The following is a 19,208-nucleotide window of genomic DNA, read 5'->3' on the forward strand; positions in this document are numbered from 1 at the left end:
AGTGGCCCTACACAACCAGCATCGCGTCGCCGAAGCTGAAGAACCGGTATTCCCGTTTCACCGCCTCGGCGTAAGCCTGCAGGATCAACTCGCGCCCGGCGAAGGCGCTGAGCATCATCAACAGCGTCGACCGGGGCAGGTGGAAATTGGTGACCAGCGCGTCGACAGCCTTAAAGCGGTACCCGGGATAGATAAAGAGGTTTGACCAACCCGTGCCCGCGCGGACCAGCCCGTCCTCTCCCGCGGCGCTCTCCAGGCAGCGCGTGCTGGTCGTGCCGATGGCGACAACCCGCCGCCCTTCCCGCTTCGCCGCATTGACCGCCAGGCTTGTCCCCTCCGGGACGGCGTAATACTCCGTATGCATCTCGTGCTTGGAGATGTCGTCCACCTTAACCGGGCGGAAGGTATCCAGCCCGATGTGCAGGACCACGGAGGCGATTTGCACGCCCTTGGTCCGGAGCGTTTCCAGCAACTCCGGCGTAAAGTGCATCCCCGCCGTGGGCGCGGCGGCTGAACCCGGGCTACGCGCGTATACGGTCTGATATCTCTCCGCGTTGCCCAAGGGTTTCCTGATGTACGGCGGAAGGGGTACGTGCCCCACACGCGCAAGTACGGATTCAAAGGACCCCTCATACATAAAGACAATCTCCCGGCCCCCCGAGGGCGTCCGGGCGACAACTTCTCCCAGCAATTCGGGGCCGAACTCGACCCTCGCCCCAGGCTGGAGTCTCCGGCCGGGCCGGACCAGGCACTCCCAGCGGTCGGGGCCGGTCGGGTGGAGCAAGAGGACCTCCACCCGGCCCGCCGTTTTGCTCTTCCTTCCGAACAAACGGACCGGCAAGACCTTCGTCTCGTTAACGACCATGAGGTCGCCCGCTTGGAGGTAGGCAACAATCTCGGGGAACAGCCGGTGTTCGATAACACCCGTGCGGCGATGTACAACCATGAGCCTCGAGGCGTCCCTGCGCTCTAAAGGCTCCTGGGCGATTAATCTTTCCGGCAGTTCATAGTCAAAGTCCTGCAGTCGCATAACAACCCCCTAAGAACGGCTGTAGGCTTTAAGCCGTAGGATAACGTGCAAGGAGAAAAAACCTGCTGCAACTCTTTGGGTCCTAGAGATTAATGTTTAATGCCAAATCGGCAGACAGCAACCCTAATGCATTTCGATGACCCTGGTTCTAGGCAGGTCGGGCAGTTTGTCCGTCGTCACAAAGACCATCCTGGCCGCGCGTCTGGCCAGCCGGCGGTAGATATCAAGCGTAGCCGCATCCCTGTCGTCCCAGATGTGGCCGTCCGAGAAAACGACGACGATGTCCTGCAGCCTGACCATGCGGCTCGCTTCCAGAAGCGCCGGCTTCAAGACCGTCCCGCCGCCTCCTCTCAGACCTTTTGGTATCTTAAGCCGCGCTTGCGACGGGGTGCGCACCTCGACCACCGGGTAAACCCGGGCGTCCCACGGAATGACCTTTAAGTTACAGTTAAAGGCCCTGGCCAGGGAATAGACCTCGCCGACGAACCGGCTCAGCACTTCATCCGTTATCGACCCCGAGCAGTCTAGGAGCACCCAGATCGTCTGGACTCCGAGCCGTTTGATCCCCGGCAGGCTTGCATAACGCCGGGAGGAACGGTGCCAAGTCGTAACCACGGTACGGCCGGTTCCCTCCTGCAAGCTGCCCCTCAGCTGTCTCTGCCAGTTTACAACAGTTGTCAGCGAAGCATCAACATGGCGCTCGATGTCGGCGGGGAGGAGCCCCGCCTGACGGGCGGTGACCAGGGCCTCCGCCAGTGCCGTACGCCAGTATTCTCCGGGGTCCTGATTGCTCATTGCCCCGTCCTGGACGACATCGCCGCCGGTGTCGGGCCGGCGGACCAGCAGGTCCTTTTGCTCCTGCAGCACATTCCGGCACGCCCCGGGATCGTCCTGCGCGTCGACCAGCAATTTGTAAATCTGCTCTGCCGAAGATTTGCGGAGCTCTTCAATGCTTACCTCGACACCCCGTTCCTTCAGCATCCCATGGATGGTGTGCGCCGTTATCGGCTTCCTCGGCGCCTTAGCGTAGCCGTGGTGAAACAGCATTTCATTAACTACCGCGTCCACGGCCAGGTTCCAGGCATCCACGTCCTTCCCGTCGAGCTGCCAGGGATGGCGAAAGCCGAGATGCAGGGCTTCGTGCAGGAGAAGAAACGTCTTGGCTTCGGTTTCGTCAATGCGCGACCAGTAAAACGGATTGACCAGTACCTCACCGGATGTCGTCGCTCCGATAGTCGGCACCTCGCCGTTAAGCACAATGCGCATTTTGTGCAGGAGAATGCCCAGAAACGGCGCCCGCAGAAACAGCAGGGTTTTGATGTTTTCCAGGTCTTTGCGCATCTCGCTGAGGACCTTGTGCATCCGGGTCACCTACCTTAAAAGATCCCCGACGGCTGAATAAACATCCATCACGACATCGGAGTGCGCGCACAATTCGAGGTAGAGGGCGGCGTTCCAGGGGGCATCGAGGCGGTTGGCGATGATAAACCACAGCAGGCTGAGGTACTCCTTGCTCTGGCCGGCCACTGTCTCCAAAAGGTCAACCGCCGACAAGGCCTGGGGGCGCACCAACGCTCTGGCTCTGGGAATATCCGCCGCGGGCCTGCATTTTTCGGCAACGGCCCTGACCCCGCTCGTCAGCCCTTGCCCGATGACCACCACGGCGATGTAGCGCTCATCGATGCCGAGCCGGTTAAACATCGCTGGATCATCCAGCATCTCCTCGTAAGACGGAACCGGGTTCTGCCAAAAAGCAAAGACCTTTTCGCCGACCTCACTGCCCAGGGCGGCCAGGCACAAGGTGCGGATCGCCGACCCGTCGAGGCCCGCTTCCACCGCCTTGACGAGGTCCTGCGCCAGGAAGGTGTAACTCCGCGGTGTCGGGTAGCCTTCCAGCGTCTCGCCTTCCCGGGGGACCCTGCAGAAATCGTCGGGGAACCGCAGAAGATAGGCAAAAACTTTCTCATCGCACTTCCGGCTGTTGACGCTCATCCACCTGATCCACTGGTGAACGCGCGGCGGTTCCACCGCAATGCGGTAGACGCGGTTTAGCAAGGGTGCGGGCAGCAGGTTGGCCAGCGAACTCTCTTCAGGGCTGTTACCGGCCGTCACCACATGCACGTCGGGATGAAAGGCCGTAAACCCGGCGGCCTTATCCTGAATCAGCTTGTAGGCCGCGGCCAAAACATCGGGGCGCTGTACATTAGTTAATTCGTCCAGGAAGAGGATTCCCGGGACTTCGTTGAGCAGGACGGCCCATTGCGGGGGATGATAGACAAGCTGTTTGCGCCCCGCAACAGAAACCGTGATCGGGCGCCCCATCAGGTCCACGGGTTCCGTCTCGGTAAGCCGCAGGTCCACAAAAACAAAATACCTGTCGGGCCGGTTGTATACTTCTTCGAGGCTGATCCCCTCAAATCGCTGTCTTTTGTATTCTACAAGAATTCTTCCGGATGCTCCAGCAATTTCTGCCGCAGCTTCCTTTACCAGCACGCTCTTGCCGATCCCGGGCGGGCCGAGCAGGAGCACGCTGCGCTTCGCCGGCGTGCTGTTGATGAAAGTCAACAGTTCCTTGGCGGCGTATGGCGTCAAGGAAGCAGGGACTGTATTCATGGCTGCACCTTCCTGTCAAAGTCGACTATCGTTCTGAGAAACGACGGAAAACCGGGATGATGCGCGAGATCCCGCAACACTGCGGCGACATCCCCGGTAAACGCCTTCGAGCATATCTCCAGCGCTTTAACTCTGACCACCTCGTCCGTGCAGTTGGGGTGTACCAGGGCGCGCAGGCGTATCGTTCTGTAACTATCCAGGAGCAGGGTGCCGACCGTGGTCGCCGGACAACCGGCGTTTTCGCTGAGGCGAAAGCGTACGTTGGCGTCGCTATCGCCGGCCAGCGCATCCAGAACCTGTTCGGGCGTGCGCGGGTTGGCGGCTACGCCCGCGCGTACGCCGCCATCCTTATCGCCGCCCAGGTTTTCAAGGATTTTCCGGGGCGTATTGGGGTTTTCCGCCACTCCCGCCCTCACCCATTCGTCACCGTCGAAGGACAGCTCCAAAAGAAGCGCTCTGGGACAATTCGGGCTCCTGGCAACAGCCCCCCGGACCCGCCCGCTTTCGTCCTGCGCCATGTCGGCGAGTAAATCCACGGGGCAGGAAGGATTCCGGGCGACCCTCTCTAAAACGGACTGGTCAGTGTTAGGAGGGAAAGCCGCCCTGGAATAGTAATCGATATACATAACCCGGGTTCCCAGCGGCATCCTTTTAGCCGCGATCATCCTCAAGACCTCGCCCGGCGCCGAGGGGTTACCGGCGACAGCCAGGCGGAGGGAAAAGCAGTTTAAAGCGGCAAGACTCTCCAGAACGTCACCGGGGCAAACCGGGTTTCCGGCAAGAAACTCCAAAAGGTTGTACTCCTCGCCGCACTCCATCAAGAGGTCAACCACCTCGACGGGGATGGACGGGTTGGCCGCCACCAGCTGCCGGACCCGGATACTTGGATCGCAAGCCAACTCGCTCAAAGACACCGGCGGAGTTGACAGGTTTACGGCGACAGCCTCGCGCACCGAGTTGCAGGTATCCCTGGACAGTTTCGTCAGAATGTGCGGCGGGCAACCGGCATTTTCGGCCACCGTTCGCCTCAGCCGGCTGTCTTCCTGCTCGGTGGAAAGGATGAGAACCCCTTTCGGGCAACGCTTATGTCTCAAGGCCAGCCGCCGGAGCTCGAAGTCTCTTCCTGTCCCCATCCGGGCCAGGATATCCGGCGCGCACAGGGGATGCGATACCGCAAAGTGCTGTAGCCATACGCCCGAGCTAGCCGCAAATGATTGCAAAATCGGTAAAATATGTGGTATTTCCGCCACAAAACAACACCCCGGTATTAATGTATTAACACCGGGGTGTAAAATTATACTGTTTACTGGAACTTAATGGTTTAACTTGTGTACTCCTGCACAATCTCGACATTAGTGTAGTAATGGCTTAGAATATCGCGGTAGGTGTACCCCGCCTTGGCCATACCGTAAGCGCCGTACTGGCTCATGCCAAGCCCATGCCCCCAGCCGTTGCCGTTAAAAGTCACACTGACCAGTTTTCCGGAGGCGTCAAAACTTTTGGTCATTGTGAAATAAGAACTTTTTAGACCGAAAGCCGACCTGACCCGGTCGGCGTTGAATATTTCGTAGGAAACCTGCCGGCCGTTGATTTCCCGCCCGGTAACAAGGATCTTTTTAACCCGCGTGCCTGTTGCCGTGCGCTCCACCTCTTGAATGTCGTCGACAGTAAAGAGACTGTACTTCTTTTTGGCTAGGTTATCAACCAACTGGCTGAGGTCGTAAGTGACCGTCCAGTTGTAGTGCACGGGGTTCCAGTCAAAATCGTCTTTTTTGGCCCTGATGTAAGGAATGGCCTGCGTCCAGACGTCTTCGGAATTCTCGGTGTATCCCCCGCTGGAGGAGTGGAAAAAAGCCATGACAATTTCCCCGCCGGAGGACCGCAAAACCTGGCCCCTCGTCGCCTCCACCGCCGCCGTGCAGGCCGGGTTTTCCCAGTCCATACCGCGGTAGACCTGGCTCATCTCGGTCGCCAAAACGTCGTAGTCCCGAGCGGCGCTGCCGGCCAACGACCCCAAAGCGTAGGAGCGGGCGGCCACCGCCTGGGCCTTCAGCGCTTCGGCTTCCCTGAAGGGCATTTCACTGGGCACCACGCTGTAAAGGTACTGCTCCAGAAGCACCTTGTTGACGGCGAGCAGGCCGGTCCCTGTCGACGACAGATGGAGATCGCCCCGGAACCTCCTCCATTCATTGCCCGTTTGCAGCACAAAAAACGGCTGGCTGCTTCCTGCTGAAATAGTAGACGTGCCACCCGCAGACGCCACTGAAAAAGATCCCTTCGCCAGGCGGGCTCTGAGCTCTCCCGCCGTAAGAACCTCGGTTCCCTCCCCCACCAGGGCCGTCGACGTGCGGCCGCCCGAGGCAACCACCGAGACCTCGGCGCCCCGGCCGGCGCTAAGGGCTAAAGGGCCCGAAAAAACGCCGACCTGGCTGCCGTCCTTTAAAACCTTGTATTTTCCGTTGCTATATTGGACTTGCCAGGTTTCACCGGATTCAGGTTTGCCTATAACTTCGCCGGACGCGCCGTTAAGCAGGAGATAAGAACCGTCGGTCTTAAAAGTAGCGCTTTCCGCATTTTCTAAAAGAGCTACACGGATGACAGGCTCGCCTCCCTCCTCGCCGGCGAAGCCGGCAACTGTAAAAAAGAAAAGACAGGCGACAACTATCCCTGTCACTAAGATAATCAACCTTACCCTCAAGCGGTACCCTCCCCCCGCGTAATCGTCGGATTACTTCGCCGGGAGATAGGGTTATCCCTGCAAAAAATTACTATAGGAGCCAGAATTACAAAACCCAGAATAAATCAACCATAAGGTATAAATTAAATCATCAGCGATGAAGCGTCAAATCCGGCCAGCGCTAGTCTTTTCCGATCCCTCTCAAATACTGCGCATAAAGCTTTTGCACGACGTCAAGGCTTAGCCGGCCTTGCGGAGTCGGTGTTTCAAAAAACCGCTTGCTGAACGTGATTCCCCGCCAGTCAAAGCCGAGCAGCCTTTTGGCTTCCAGCTTGAGGCTGAAAATGCAGTCTCCCAAGGCCTGGAGATCAGCTTCTTCCAGCGCGATCCCCACCGCGTTGAGGGCCGCCCTGACGGTAGGGGGGTCGTAGATGCTCCGGGCAAAGAGGCAGATGCAAAGGCTGTTGAGCACATTGCGCCACTTTTCCTCGGCAATGAGCTTACCGGCCATCTCTTCCGGGCGTTTGCTCAGCTCGGGATCCTGGTCCAAAGCATACCCGGCGTTGCAAAGGTGGGAATGCCTAGCCCCCAGGGAGTGCCCCAGCAGCGCCCCGTAACCGGTATGGTAACCGGCTATCTCCAGCCCACCGTGCAGGCAGGCGAAATCCTCTCCTCCCAGCCGTCCGACGGCATACTGCAACCCCCTCCCCAGCGTGCGGTAAAGGTCGTTGGACTGCTCCACCAGCCTGTCGAGAAATTCAAGATAGCCCTTGACTTCCCCGAAAGCCAGATCGGTTTGCAGTTCTTCCCTGGAGACGATCCCCCTGGCCAGGGCCTCGGTCGCCCAGCCCATGACCACGCCGCTGGAGATGGCGTCAAGGCCGTACTGCTCCACCCGGTCAATCAGGGCATAGACGTCGGCCGTCCGGGATAGGCCCAGGAAAGATCCCAGGGCGTAGATCAATTCGAAGTCGTACGCCAGGGTCTCGCTTTCGTATTCGTAACCCTCGGCGAACTCGCGGCGGTACAGGCCCACGTGAATGCAGCCGACCGGACAGCCCGCGCAGGAAAGCTTCCTGATCAGCGTTTCCCTGGCAAAAGCCTCGCCGCTGATTTTTTCCGCATGCTCAAAGCTCCCGTATCGCAGATTGCGGGTGGGCAGCGCCCCCAGTTCGTTGAGGTGGAGCACGTTCTGGGCCGTTCCCAGGTCGTGGTACTTGCGCATGACATCGGTGGTCACGGCCCGCCTGTAGATGTCGTCGTAAACCTTCCGGTACTCCCTGGCGTTCGGGATGGGCTGGCTTTGCTCCCCGATCACCACGACGGCCTTCAGGTTCTGACCCCCCATCACGGCGCCGAGGCCCAGGCGCCCGAAATGACGGAAGGTATCGACGTTGACGCCGGCAAACGCGATCCCCTTTTCCCCCGCCGGGCCGATGCGCATCGTGCTCCGGTGCCCGCGACCCCGCTCCCATTCGCGCAAGCGCCGGCCCGCTTCCTCCACCGACAGGCCCCATAAAGCCGTGGCGTTATGGAACCGCACCCCTGCGGAAGAAATAGTGATGTAAATCGGCCGTTCGCTCCGTCCGCGCACCACCACCGCGTCGTACCCGGCAAAACGGAGCGCCATCGCCAGGCGCATCCCGGCATAGCTTTCCCCCCATTCTCCGGTCAGCGGGGAACGGAAAACGGCCGCCGTTTTGGTCGCCAGGGGGAAGATCGTGCTCAGGGGCCCGACGGCCAGTACGAAAGTCCGGTCAACATCCCTGGAAGCCCTGAGCTCTTCAAGGAACAACCCGCTCGCTAGGCCGATCCCGCCCAGGTGAGCGGCGAGGTCGCCGCGTGCTGTGCGCTTCCAGTGCTGTGCCGTTAGATCGACCTCCAGCACATTCTTGGTTTCCGGGCTACTCAACGGTCCCAACCCCCTCGCCGGCCGCGGGCCGTTCCTCCATCGCCAGGATGTGATGCGGGCAGTAACGGGTGCAGGTGCCGCATTGGATGCAAACGATGGCCTTGCCGGTTTCCGGGTCCATCCTGATCACCCGCGCCACGCAGGTGTCCCGGCAAGCCCCGCAGCCGTCACACTTGCCCCGGGCATAAAGGACTCCGCCGCCGGGACGGGGCTTCAAAGCCCCCGTCGGGCAGGCCGCAGCGCAGGGTGCATCCAGGCAGCCGATGCAAATGTCCGCCCCCAGCTTGCTCTGCATGCCGCCGCGCGTGCGAATCTGGATGGCGCTTCGCGCAGGGGAATAGTCGTTATAAACAATGCGGGCGCACGCCAGCATACAGGAGTAGCACCCGATGCAGCGGTTTATGTGCCTGACTGTCAAGATTTTCAGCATTTATCAATCAACTTCCAGCTCTGACTTTTGGCTTTTGACCTGACTGCCAACTGCTAAATCCATCCTATCGCCGCAACCCGAGAAACAGGTTTAACAGGACCGTGATGATGATACTGATAATAATGCCGGTTACCACCGGGAAGTAGAACGTGAAGTTCCCCCGCTGCACGAAAATGTCGCCGGGCAGCCTGCCGACTCCCGGGATCTTGCCCGCCAGGAGCATCAGCCCGCCCACGATGACCAACAAGAATCCTGTAATAAGCACAAAGCGCCCCAGAGTGTTGAACACTTCCATTTATCGTTCATCATCCTTTCTCCTGTAGCGTTCCATTTCACTGAAGATACAACCGCAGTACTGCTGGCGGTACATGCCCATCGCCTTCGAGCGCGTCGTGGCTTCCTTGAACCCGGTGCGGAAATCTTCGTAATGAAACGGGATATTGAACTCCCTCCCCGCGGCCTCGCCCACCTCACGGATCAATTCGTGTTTCTGGTACGGGCTTACCAGGAGGGTGGTCGTAAAACAGTCGAACTTGCCGTGCCTGGCGATGCCGGCCGCCTGGCGCAGGCGGATGGTGTAACAGAGACGGCAGCGCTCGGCCTCCCGGAAAGCCACGTGCCGGAAGTATTCCTCGATAGGATACTCCTTTGCGTAAACGACGGGGAGGGCGATCCTCTCGGCGTAATCCTGCAGCGTTTTTTTGCGTTTCTCGTACTCGGTGCAAGGATGAATGTTCGGGTTAAAAAAATACCCGTGGGTTTCAAATCCTCTTTCTCGAAGGGCATCCACGGGGTAGATCGCGCACGGTCCGCAGCAGATGTGCACTAAGACCTTCTTCATGTCCATCACTACCCGGCTACCAAAGGCTCTCCTGCTGTTTGTTTTCGGAAGGCTTCAGTTTCAGATGGCGGTAGGCGGCCATCGTTGCCACCCTCCCCCGGGGCGTCCGCGCGAGCAGGCCTATCTGCAGCAGGTACGGCTCGCACACATCTTCGAGGGTAACGGCCTCGTCGCTGGTCGCCGCCGCCAGGGTGTCCAGTCCCACGGGGCCGCCGCCGAATTTTTCGATAAGTGTCCGGAGCAGGCGCCTGTCGGACCCGTCCAGTCCGAGCGTATCGACGCCCAGAAAGTCGAGCGCTTCCTGGGCGATCTCGGTGGTTATGATTCCTTCACCCCGGACCTGGGCGTAATCCCGTACCCTCTTCAGAATACGGTTTGCCACCCTCGGGGTGCCCCGCGACCGCCGGGCGATTTCCACCGCCCCTTCCCGCTCGATCTTCGCTCCCAGGATACTCGCGCCGCGCAGGACAATCGCCGTTAATTCCTCATGCGTATAGTACTCCAGCCGCTGGATCACGCCGAACCGGTCACGCAACGGGGATGTGAGCATCCCGGTCCTGGTCGTCGCTCCCACGAGCGTAAACCTGGGGAGCGTAAGGCGCAGCGACCTCGCCCCCGGGCCCTTCCCGATCACGATATCCAGGGCGAAGTCTTCCATCGCCGGGTAAAGGATCTCTTCGACAGAACGGTTCAAGCGGTGGACTTCGTCAATAAATAAGATATCACCGGAACTGAGATTGGTCAAAATGGCGGCCAGGTCGCCCGGACGCTCGATCGCCGGCCCGGAGGTGATCCGGATGTCCGAACCCAGTTCCCTGGCGATAATGTGCGCCAGAGTGGTCTTCCCCAACCCGGGAGGCCCGGAAAGCAACACGTGGTCAAGAGACTCTTGGCGCTCCCTCGCCGCTTGAATGAAGAGTCCAAGCGCTTCCCGCACCTGGGTTTGACCGATGAACTCCCTTAGGGAGCGGGGCCGGAAAGAGGTCTCGTCCCCGTCATCCTGTCCCTGTTGTGCCGCAACGATGCGTTCCTGATCCACGAGCTACCCCCTAAATCAGCATTAGGCACTCAGCGCTCAGCACTCGGAATGAGCGTTGCACCTTGAGTATTTAATGCTCAACTGCTGAATGCCGAACGCTGAATGCTTAGCACCTGTTCCGGCCCAGAACCTTTAGGGCTGCCGTTACCAGTTCGGCCACGCCAGGCCCCTTAGCAACATCCTTTTTGGCCACGGTCAGGGCCTCCGCCGCTTCCCGCGCGGTGTATCCCAGGCTTGTCAGGGCCGCCAGGGCGTCATCCATCCCGCCGGCGGCCTCATCCATTGCCTCAGAAACGGTAAACGCCAGTCTTTCGGCTCTGTCCTTCAATTCAACGATCATCCGCTGAGCGGTCTTCTTGCCAATACCGGGAACCGTGGCCAGCGTCACGGCGTCTTCCTGTAAAACCGCTGACCAGAAACGCTGCGTCCCCAGGCAGCCGACCACGGCCAGGGCCAGCCGCGGGCCCACTCCTCCCACTCCCAACAGTTTAAGGAAGGTCTCCCGTTCAGCCTCGTTCGCGAAGCCGTATAACTCGAAAGCGTCTTCTTTGACCACCAGGTGGGTATAAAAAGATACCGTTGCGCCCGCCGAAGGCAGGCGGTTCAGCATGTCGCTGTAAACCTGCACCCGGAGACCCAGGCCGTTGACGAGCACGATGACAGACTCGCCGTCGTGACCAAGCAAACGGCCTTCTACAAAGGCTATCACTTCAAGACGGACCCCCTCAAGTGGCAGTGGCAGATGGCGATAGCCAACGCGTCGGCGACATCGTCGGGCTTCGGGACGGCCGGCAGGCCCAGGAGGGCCCGTACCATGAACTGTACCTGCTGCTTCGAGGCGCGCCCCGAGCCTGTGATCGTGCTTTTAACCTGGAGGGGCGTATACTCGAAGACTTCGGCGCCCGCTTCGGCAACCGCCAAAAGCGCGACACCCCGGGCTTGACCAACGGTGAACGCTGTACTGACGTTACGGCTGAAAAACAGCTGTTCAATGGCCGCTTCCCGGGGCTGGTATTTATGACAGAGACTCTTTAACGTACCAAACAAGAGTTTGAGCCTCAAGGGATGGGCTAGACGAGAGGGTGTCTCGATAGCGTCATAGGCCAAAACCCGATACGAGTTCCCCTGGACACTGATCACGCCGTACCCGGTCAAGGCGATACCCGGATCCAGGCCCAGAATGATCAAGCTGTCTCCCTCCTCGGGAACTCCTATTCGACGGTGGGCATGCTAATCCTGCAGTTCATCCATATTTTCCAAGACAGCGTTCAGCGAGCCCTCGTCGGTGAACTCGAGCGCACGGCGTACTTCGTCGCGGGCAGCCTCGTCCAGGTCCTGAAAACGCCGGGCCCGGGCAAGGTTTTCGCACATTTCGGGCGGCAATTGCTCAACCAGAATCCTGGTCACTGTCAGCAGATGCTGGTCATAGCCGAGAGGACCCTCGTAAACGGCTACAAACCCCTCGCTGTCGCCGATGTGCCGGTAGGAGGCGTGCGTCAGGCAAAACCCCTGCACTCTATGGCGCATAACGAGCTTGTGCGGCAGATCCACTGCCAGGGTCCAGCCGTCTTCAGCCGGGTATCGCTTAAGGAGATCGGCCGTGCCTAAACCAACCAGTTCGAGCGGTGCGGGTCCCTGATAGACGGTCTCTGTATCGTTGCAGACAAAAACCTCTTCCTGGACCACGTGGGTGTCTCTCTTAACGGTGTCGGCGGCGAGAAAGGTCTGTACGGTATCACTTGCCGCATACACGCCGCTGCCGATGAGGAGCACCCCTACGATAATAAGCAAGTAACATAGGCGCTTGGACATTTTTTCCCCCAGCCTAACTTTCTTTTCTAACTAATTGTTTCCAAACAGGGCTGCAGGAATACATGTCAAAAGGACCGCCGGGTTTTGGCGGTCCTGTCTCCTTATTTGATCTCGGCGTTGAAATAGACTTCCTGGACGTCATCAAGTTCCTCAAGCCTATCGATAAGGCGCATGACCCGGTCGGCATCCTCTCCCTCAAGCGGAACCGAGGTTATCGGCACGTAGGTTAGTTCGCCGCTTTCCACAGGCACGCCGTGCGCATTCAGGGCGTCGCGCACCCTGACGAAGTTATCCGGCGTCGTAACTATCTCGTACCCGTCGTCACTGCTTTCGAAATCATCAGCCCCGGCTTCGAGAGCCATAAGCATAAGCTCGTCTTCGTCCATGCCGGCTTTCTCGCGACCAATCAGGAAAACGCCCTTTTGCTCGAACAACCAGGATACACAGCCTGATTCGCCCAGGTTGCCGCCGTATTTGGAGAAGACGTGCCTTAACTCGGGAACGGTACGGTTCCGGTTGTCGGTAAGGACGCGGACCATAACCGCGACACCCGCAGGGGCATAGCCCTCGTACATTACCTCTTCGTAGCCGTCGCCGGCGCCGCCGCCCACGCCTTTCTCAATGGCGCGCAGGATGTTTTCATTGGGCAGATTGGCCTCACGCGCCCGCTGGATAGCCGCCTTCAGGCGAAAGTTAGCGTCAGGGTCTCCTCCTCCCTCGCGGGCGGCAACCATAATCTCGCGGGATAGGGTGGCGAAAATCTTCCCTTTCTGAGCGTCCACCTTTTCCTTTTTTCTTTTAATGTTCGCCCACTTGGAATGACCGGCCATCTCTTCACCTCAAGAGGTCCGAAAGCTAAAATACCGGAGGAACAAGAGGCAGCCTTCTTTTATGCTCGCTGTTCCTGATAAGTTTTTCTATCGTCTCCCTAACCGGCTGATCGGCATCTCCAGTAAGCAGGTAATGATCCAGTTGGTCATACGTTACGCCCAGTTCGATCTCGTCGTTGTGCCCGTACCACAGTCCGGCGGAAGGCGCCCTTTCGATGATCTTGCGGGGAACCCCCAGTTTCTCCGCCAGGCCGCGGACATCCCTTTTAACCAGGTTGGCCAGCGGCAGCAAGTCCGCGCCTCCGTCACCGTACTTGGTGAAGTGCCCGACCATTATTTCCGCCCTGTTGCTGGTGCCCACGACAAGATACTTGCGCCGGGCGGCATAGAAGTACAAAACAGTCATCCTGAGCCGGGGCTTGATATTAACTACAGGGAGATCCTGTTTCGCAGGGTCAAAATCCTCAACATCGAGAACGTTAAGGAATTGCCTGAAGACCTCGTCCAGGCAAACGGTTTTAAAGGGGATCCCAAAATATTCGGCAACAAGCCTGGCGTCTTTTTCGTCCCCCGGGTCGCTGTAGCATGGCATGATTACGCCAAGGGTATGCCGCGGCCTGACCCGTTTACAAAGCCCGGCCACAACCGCCGAGTCGATACCCCCGCTCAACCCGACAACAAAACCCTCCGCTCCCGCCTTTCCGGCCTGCTCGTCTAGCCAACCCGTAAGTTTTTCAACTAAATGGTTGTCAGCCACTGGGCTACCCCCTACAGGTTCCTATACTACCCCATAGCTATATTAGCACGAGCAGGACCTTGCGTAAACACTGCCCTGGGAGGCCGTTGAAAAACCAGGGGCCGGGCAGCCCCTGGCATTAACGCAGGATGTTTCACGGTTGCAGCCGTACCGCCTTTAACCGTTACCATCCGGCATACCCCCGTCCCGGTCTGTCTCGCCCCGATTTGTCGAGAGCAGTCTGTCCATAAAGTTCGAGTTGCGTGGACAACCGGCTGCAGGGTGTGGTAGAAGCCGAAGGCTCTCCCCCGCTCGATGTCGGAGATGTACTGGGGCGTAAGGCCGACGGCGCGCGCCAGCGCCGCCTGGCTTAACCCCTTGCTTTTCCTTGCCCGGCGAACCATGATCCCTAATTCGCTCAGTTTCTCTTCACCTCCCACTCTCCTGACGAAGTGGCTTTACCGTATCACGTAGCCCGGACAGAACCTGTTACTGTTTGGAACAATCATTTCATGCATAAAAGAAAAACCCAAATTTTTACTCTAGGGGAAGGACATGCAGGAACCCATCCAGAATTCGATATTACTACGGCGCTCTCAAGTTTGCCTTACAAGTCCCAAGCCATTAAAGCCTTCGAAAGAGGGGTTTTTCAGTGAAAAACAGCCGCGTTCTGGTTATCGGCCACCGTTCTCCCGACAGCGATTCGGTATGTGCGGCGATCGGGTACGCCTACTTTAAAAACCTGCTGGACGAGACCCACCTGTACGTCCCTTGCGCGACCGGACCGTTGAATCAGGAAACGGCTTTCATCTTGGAAAGGTTCGGCCTTGAACCCCCCATGCGGATAGACAGCGTAGCGGCTACCGTAGCCGATATGGACCTCAGCAAACCCATCTCCGTTTCGCCCGAGGACTCGCTCCTGGACGTAGCCCACCTGATAAGAAACAGGAACATCCGCAGTCTCCCGGTGGTCGACACCGACAACAGGCTGCTGGGAATAGTGCACTCCTTGGACCTGGCACTGTTCTTTGCGGAAAGGATTGAGATAGAGGGCCTGTTTGTAAGCCCGGTGCAGTTGAGCCTGCTTGTCTCGGCCCTGCAAGGAAAAGTTCTTGCCAACACGGGGAAGGTATCCGCCCTCTCAGGCGACGTCTTTGTCGCCGCATCCCGGAGGGAAACCACGCTCAAAAGGGCTAAACCGGGAGACATCGTTATTTTGGGAGACCGGTCGGACGTTCAGATCGACATGATCAAAGCAGGATGCTCCGCTTTGATTATCACCGGCGACCATCCGGTCAGCGAGGATGTCCTGGAGCTTGCCAGGCAAGAGCGCGTCCTGGTGATCAGTTCGCCATATCGTACCCTGAGCACGGCCAAGTTGATGATGCTCTGCCTGCCCGCTTCAACCATAATGTCCCGAAGGATTCCCACGGTCAGGCTCAGGACCCCCATAACAAAGGTTAAGGAATTGGTGCTCGAGTCAGAGTGCCGCTGCACCATGGTCCTTGATGAAGACGACCGCTTAATCGGCATCATCACCCGGAGCGACTTGCTTGATCCCATTCAAAAACGCGTGATCCTGGTGGATCACAACGAGATTTCCCAGGCTGTGCCGGACATCGAACAGGCTGATATCCTGGAGATCATCGACCATCACCGGCTGGGCGACATCTCCACCATCAAACCGATTCATGTCTACAACGAACCAGTCGGGAGCACCTGCACCATTGTGGCCTACCAGTTGTGCCTGCACCAGATGGAGATAGCTCCTGAGATTGCCGGCGCTCTCCTTGCGGGGATATTGTCGGATACTCTGCTCCTGACCCTTTCCACCACTACGGAAAAGGATTATGAGATGGCTCACCGCCTGGGCGCCGTAACCGGGCTTAACCTGGCGGAGTTCGGGAAGGAACTCTTATCGGTGAGCATAACCACCAAGGGGACATCGGCACGGGAAATCGTCACGCAGGATTTTAAGGAGTACTTATTGGCGAACAAGAAGATCGGGGTTAACCAGATCATGGTCCTGGATGAAGCGGAGATCGCCAGCCGGGAAAAAGAAATCAGAACTGAGATGCGGCAGCTTTGCCGGAGCGGCGGCTACGACCTGGTCGTCCTCCTTATCACCAACCCGCTTTCGAAGAAGGGGGAAGAAATCTGGGTCGAGGGAGAGAGAGAAATCGTGGAGAAAGCCTTCGGCGTAAAATGCGAAAGAGGCAAATGCTTCGTACCCCAAGTTATGTCGCGGAAAAAGGATTTCATTCCCAGGATCGGAATGGCCCTTCGCCAGCAGGGAATTAAATAAACAAAAAGATAGTGCCATTTTCTGGCACATGAGTAACAATCGGTGGATCTGACCCCTAACTCCAACAGTGCGCAGCGCGGAGGGCGTTCAAAAGCACGCATGGCGCGGAAGGCAAATGAGAGGTGGGTCGTGGGAAGTTAGAAGTGAGAAACTGGGATTGGAATTCGCTTTGCGAATTCCTTCGAGTACCCGCCTCTGACCTCTTACTTCACACTTCCGAAATGCTAGGCGCCGCTTTTCAAAGCCCGATATACGCTAAGAATAACAAAAGCACCCTGTCTTTCTACAGGGTGCTTTTGTATCTTTAGCTCCGGCGGCGACCTACTCTCCCGGTTACCCAGTACCATCGGCGCTGGAGGGCTTAACTGCCGTGTTCGGGATGGGAACGGGTGTACCCCCTCCGCCATTGCCACCGGAAATCTGTGAGGTGGGATGTGGGATGTCGGTCGTGAGTCCTTAAGGTTGAAATCGGCTTGCCGATTTCTTTCCTATGTTCTAACCTCTGACCTCTCACTTCTCACTTCCCACTTGTTCTCTCAAAACTGCACAGCGTAAGTAGGACGAGTCAAGCCCTCGACCGATTAGTACCGGTCCGCTCAACTGGTTGCCCAGCTTGCACGCCCGGCCTATCTACCTGGTCGTCTACCAGGGGTCTTACCCGCTTAACGCGATGGGAAACCTCATCTGGAGGGGGGTTTCGCGCTTAGATGCTTTCAGCGCTTATCCCGGCCGCACATAGCTACCCAGCTGTGCCGTTGGCACGACAACTGGTGCACCAGCGGTGCGTCCATCCCGGTCCTCTCGTACTAGGGACGGATCCTCGCAAGTTTCCTGCGCCCGCAGTGGATAGGGACCGAACTGTCTCACGACGTTCTGAACCCAGCTCACGTACCGCTTTAATGGGCGAACAGCCCAACCCTTGGAACCTGCTCCAGCTCCAGGATGCGATGAGCCGACATCGAGGTGCCAAACCTCCCCGTCGATGTGGACTCTTGGGGGAGATAAGCCTGTTATCCCCGGGGTAGCTTTTATCCGCTGAGCGACGGCCCTTCCACGCAGAACCGCCGGATCACTAAGCCCTGCTTTCGCACCAGCTCGACCTGTCTGTCTCGCTGTCAAGCACCCTTGTGCCTTTGCACTCTTTGGCGCGATTTCCATCCGCGCTGAGGGTACCTTTGGGCGCCTCCGTTACGCTTTGGGAGGCGACCGCCCCAGTCAAACTGCCCGCCTGACACTGTCCCCAAACCCGCTTCAGGGCCCAAGGTTAGAATTCCAGTACCATAAGGGTGGTATCCCACCGCCGGCTCCGGTAAGGCTGGCGCCCTACCTTCCACGCCTCCCACCTATCCTGTACATACAATACCAAAATCCAATATCAGGTTACAGTAAAGCTCCACGGGGTCTTTCTGTCCTACTGCGGGTAACCGGCATCTTTACCGGTACTACAATTTCACCGAGCCCCTTGTTGAGACAGCGCCCAGATCGTTACACCTTTCGTGCGGGTCGGAACTTACCCGACAAGGAATTTCGCTACCTTAGGACCGTTATAGTTACGGCCGCCGTTTACCGGGGCTTCGGTTCAGACCTTCACGCTTGCGCGCTGAGCCTTCCCCTTAACCTTCCGGCACTGGGCAGGTGTCAGCCCCTATACGTCATCTTGCGATTTGGCAGGGACCTGTGTTTTTGGTAAACAGTCGCCTGGGCCTCTTCTCTGCGGCCCCCTCGCGCTCCGTATGTAAAATACTTTACGCTGCCGGGGCACCCCTTCTCCCGAAGTTACGGGGTCATTTTGCCGAGTTCCTTAACAAGGGTTCTCTCGCACGCCTGAGAATTCTCTTCCCGCCTACCTGTGTCGGTTTGCGGTACGGGCACCAACCAGCCTCGTTAGAAGCTTTTCTCGGCGGCCTGGCGTCGGTTGCTTCGGTACTCGTTTTCCCTCCCCGTCACCTCTCAGGTTTACGCAAGACGGTTTTGCCTGCCTTGCACCCTACGGGCTTGGACGCGCTTTTCCAGCCGCGCGCTCAACCTAGCCTTCCGCGTCACTCCATCCTCAAACGGCCGTTGGTGGTAACGGAATCTCCACCGTTTGTCCATCGACTACGCCCTTCGGCCTCGCCTTAGGTCCCGACTTACCCTGGGCGGACGAGCCTTCCCCAGGAAACCTTAGGCTTTCGGCGGACGGGATTCTCACCCGTCTTGTCGCTTACTTATGCCGGCATTCTCACTTCCCACCGGTCCACCACTCCTCACGGTATGGCTTCGACCCGACGGGAACGCTCCTCTACCAGTGGGAAGTGAGATGTGAGAAGTCGGATGTGAGTAGTCTTTAGCTCCAGCTCTCAATGAGACGGTATATCTGTTTGCCCAACACGTCGTATTCTTCGATCATCACCGCATTCTGGTGATAGCCGAGGTCGCGTGCCAGGTTCTCATCTCGTTGCTTGAACCAAGAGCGTTGCGAAGAAAGTGTCTGAACTCTGCCTTGGCGTTCTTCCGGCCGTATCCTTCCGCGATATTTGCTGGAATGGATGCCGCCGCTTTCCTTAGCTGTTGTCCCAACTCGTATCTTTCTTCGATGGGAAAATCCTGCGTCAGCCTGTGAACCTCCAGCGCCAGCCGGTAACCCGTCTGGTACACTATAAGGTCCTCAAAACTGGTGATCTTTCCCTCACTCACTTCTAACCTCTCACCTCTCACTTCCCAATCCGCAGCTTCGGTAATAGGCTTAGCCCCGTTACATTTTCGGCGCAGAGCCGCTAGACCAGTGATCTATTACGAACTCTTTAAATGGTGGCTGCTTCTAAGCCAACATCCTGGCTGTCTGTGCAGCTCCACATCCTTTTCCACTTAGCCTATTTTCGGGACCTTAGCTGACGGTCTGGGTTGTTTCCCTCTCGACCACGAATCTTAGCACCCGTAGTCTGACTCCCGCGCACCAAGTGGCCGGTATTCGGAGTTTGAATGGGTTCGGTAACCGGTGAAG

17 protein-coding genes and 2 rRNA genes (1 of these 19 cut by a window edge) are annotated in these 19,208 nt (G+C 58.1%); 1 reads left to right on the forward strand and 18 read right to left on the reverse strand.

Annotation, left to right across the window (positions count from 1 at the left end; genetic code table 11):
- Positions 1 to 7: 7 nt before the first annotated feature.
- The 16 genes from queA to ACPV0M_RS05700 form a co-directional block, all read right to left on the reverse strand.
- A complete protein-coding gene (gene queA / locus ACPV0M_RS05625; RefSeq protein ID WP_425621974.1) occupies positions 8 to 1,030 on the reverse strand; it encodes a tRNA preQ1(34) S-adenosylmethionine ribosyltransferase-isomerase QueA in 1,023 nt (340 codons plus the stop codon).
- A gap of 123 nt (positions 1,031 to 1,153) precedes the next feature.
- Positions 1,154 to 2,392 carry a DUF2201 family putative metallopeptidase gene (locus ACPV0M_RS05630; protein ID WP_425621975.1) on the reverse strand — a complete coding sequence of 413 codons (1,239 nt, stop codon included), beginning with the start codon at positions 2,390 to 2,392 and terminating at the stop codon, positions 1,154 to 1,156.
- Between the two features lie 9 nt (positions 2,393 to 2,401).
- Entirely contained in the window at positions 2,402 to 3,643 is a 1,242-nt protein-coding gene (locus ACPV0M_RS05635; protein ID WP_425621976.1) for an ATP-binding protein, read from the reverse strand.
- Entirely contained in the window at positions 3,640 to 4,776 is a 1,137-nt protein-coding gene (locus ACPV0M_RS05640; protein ID WP_425621977.1) for a hypothetical protein, read from the reverse strand. Before ACPV0M_RS05640 ends, ACPV0M_RS05635 begins: the two co-directional genes overlap by 4 nt.
- A 188-nt stretch (positions 4,777 to 4,964) precedes the next feature.
- On the reverse strand, positions 4,965 to 6,341 hold the full coding sequence (locus ACPV0M_RS05645) for a SpoIID/LytB domain-containing protein (protein WP_425621978.1): 1,377 nt from the start codon (positions 6,339 to 6,341) through the stop codon (positions 4,965 to 4,967).
- Between the two features lie 160 nt (positions 6,342 to 6,501).
- Complete coding sequence (locus tag ACPV0M_RS05650) at positions 6,502 to 8,232, reverse strand: aldehyde ferredoxin oxidoreductase C-terminal domain-containing protein (RefSeq protein WP_425621979.1); 1,731 nt, start codon at positions 8,230 to 8,232, stop codon at positions 6,502 to 6,504.
- Positions 8,225 to 8,662 carry a 4Fe-4S dicluster domain-containing protein gene (locus ACPV0M_RS05655; protein ID WP_425621980.1) on the reverse strand — a complete coding sequence of 146 codons (438 nt, stop codon included), beginning with the start codon at positions 8,660 to 8,662 and terminating at the stop codon, positions 8,225 to 8,227. Before ACPV0M_RS05655 ends, ACPV0M_RS05650 begins: the two co-directional genes overlap by 8 nt.
- A gap of 64 nt (positions 8,663 to 8,726) precedes the next feature.
- Entirely contained in the window at positions 8,727 to 8,957 is a 231-nt protein-coding gene (locus ACPV0M_RS05660) for a DUF2905 domain-containing protein (protein WP_425621981.1), read from the reverse strand.
- A complete protein-coding gene (locus tag ACPV0M_RS05665) occupies positions 8,958 to 9,503 on the reverse strand; it encodes an epoxyqueuosine reductase QueH (RefSeq protein WP_425621982.1) in 546 nt (181 codons plus the stop codon).
- A gap of 16 nt (positions 9,504 to 9,519) precedes the next feature.
- Positions 9,520 to 10,542 (reverse strand): Holliday junction branch migration DNA helicase RuvB, encoded by a 1,023-nt coding sequence (gene ruvB, locus ACPV0M_RS05670; RefSeq protein ID WP_425621983.1) that lies wholly within the window; start codon positions 10,540 to 10,542, stop codon positions 9,520 to 9,522.
- A 106-nt stretch (positions 10,543 to 10,648) separates the two neighbouring features.
- Positions 10,649 to 11,251 (reverse strand): Holliday junction branch migration protein RuvA, encoded by a 603-nt coding sequence (gene ruvA / locus ACPV0M_RS05675; protein ID WP_425621984.1) that lies wholly within the window; start codon positions 11,249 to 11,251, stop codon positions 10,649 to 10,651.
- The gene (gene ruvC / locus ACPV0M_RS05680; protein WP_425621985.1) at positions 11,248 to 11,730 is read right to left on the reverse strand and encodes a crossover junction endodeoxyribonuclease RuvC; all 483 of its coding nucleotides are present in this window, start codon (positions 11,728 to 11,730) and stop codon (positions 11,248 to 11,250) included. The genes ruvA and ruvC overlap by 4 nt, the downstream gene beginning before the upstream one ends.
- A gap of 42 nt (positions 11,731 to 11,772) precedes the next feature.
- On the reverse strand, positions 11,773 to 12,354 hold the full coding sequence (locus ACPV0M_RS05685) for a hypothetical protein (RefSeq protein ID WP_425621986.1): 582 nt from the start codon (positions 12,352 to 12,354) through the stop codon (positions 11,773 to 11,775).
- A gap of 101 nt (positions 12,355 to 12,455) precedes the next feature.
- Positions 12,456 to 13,184: a YebC/PmpR family DNA-binding transcriptional regulator gene (locus ACPV0M_RS05690; RefSeq protein WP_425621987.1), complete on the reverse strand. Its 729-nt coding sequence runs from the start codon at positions 13,182 to 13,184 to the stop codon at positions 12,456 to 12,458.
- 25 nt (positions 13,185 to 13,209) lie between these two features.
- Complete coding sequence (nadE, locus tag ACPV0M_RS05695) at positions 13,210 to 13,941, reverse strand: NAD(+) synthase (protein WP_425621988.1); 732 nt, start codon at positions 13,939 to 13,941, stop codon at positions 13,210 to 13,212.
- 26 nt (positions 13,942 to 13,967) lie between these two features.
- Entirely contained in the window at positions 13,968 to 14,324 is a 357-nt protein-coding gene (locus ACPV0M_RS05700; protein WP_425622138.1) for a helix-turn-helix domain-containing protein, read from the reverse strand.
- 248 nt (positions 14,325 to 14,572) lie between these two features.
- On the opposite strand from ACPV0M_RS05700, the gene ACPV0M_RS05705 reads away from it, so the two are divergent.
- Positions 14,573 to 16,225 (forward strand): putative manganese-dependent inorganic diphosphatase, encoded by a 1,653-nt coding sequence (locus tag ACPV0M_RS05705; protein WP_425621989.1) that lies wholly within the window; start codon positions 14,573 to 14,575, stop codon positions 16,223 to 16,225.
- Between the two features lie 308 nt (positions 16,226 to 16,533).
- On the opposite strand, the gene rrf is transcribed toward ACPV0M_RS05705, so the two are convergent.
- Together rrf and ACPV0M_RS05715 are read right to left on the reverse strand one after the other, a co-directional pair.
- A 5S ribosomal RNA gene (gene rrf / locus ACPV0M_RS05710) occupies positions 16,534 to 16,642 on the reverse strand.
- A gap of 144 nt (positions 16,643 to 16,786) precedes the next feature.
- Positions 16,787 to 19,208, reverse strand: a 23S ribosomal RNA gene (locus tag ACPV0M_RS05715) (it continues 965 nt past the right edge of the window).

The organism is Desulfosceptrum tomskiensis, assembly GCF_049818055.1.
Taxonomy (GTDB): Bacteria; Bacillota; Desulfotomaculia; order Desulfotomaculales; family JASEER01; genus JBFLVT01.

What these genes read in the sequence shown, in the direction of transcription:
- ACPV0M_RS05640 (WP_425621977.1), bottom strand. Translation starts at nt 4,776, where the DNA reads ATGGGGACAGGAAGAGACTTCGAGCTCCGGCGGCTGGCCTTGAGACAT.
- ACPV0M_RS05655 (WP_425621980.1), bottom strand. Translation starts at nt 8,662, where the DNA reads ATGCTGAAAATCTTGACAGTCAGGCACATAAACCGCTGCATCGGGTGC.
- ACPV0M_RS05665 (WP_425621982.1), bottom strand. Translation starts at nt 9,503, where the DNA reads ATGAAGAAGGTCTTAGTGCACATCTGCTGCGGACCGTGCGCGATCTAC.
- ACPV0M_RS05700 (WP_425622138.1), bottom strand. Translation starts at nt 14,324, where the DNA reads ATGGTTCGCCGGGCAAGGAAAAGCAAGGGGTTAAGCCAGGCGGCGCTG.
- ACPV0M_RS05685 (WP_425621986.1), bottom strand. Translation starts at nt 12,354, where the DNA reads ATGTCCAAGCGCCTATGTTACTTGCTTATTATCGTAGGGGTGCTCCTC.
- queA (WP_425621974.1), bottom strand. Translation starts at nt 1,030, where the DNA reads ATGCGACTGCAGGACTTTGACTATGAACTGCCGGAAAGATTAATCGCC.
- ACPV0M_RS05635 (WP_425621976.1), bottom strand. Translation starts at nt 3,643, where the DNA reads ATGAATACAGTCCCTGCTTCCTTGACGCCATACGCCGCCAAGGAACTG.
- ACPV0M_RS05690 (WP_425621987.1), bottom strand. Translation starts at nt 13,184, where the DNA reads ATGGCCGGTCATTCCAAGTGGGCGAACATTAAAAGAAAAAAGGAAAAG.
- ACPV0M_RS05630 (WP_425621975.1), bottom strand. Translation starts at nt 2,392, where the DNA reads ATGCACAAGGTCCTCAGCGAGATGCGCAAAGACCTGGAAAACATCAAA.
- ACPV0M_RS05660 (WP_425621981.1), bottom strand. Translation starts at nt 8,957, where the DNA reads ATGGAAGTGTTCAACACTCTGGGGCGCTTTGTGCTTATTACAGGATTC.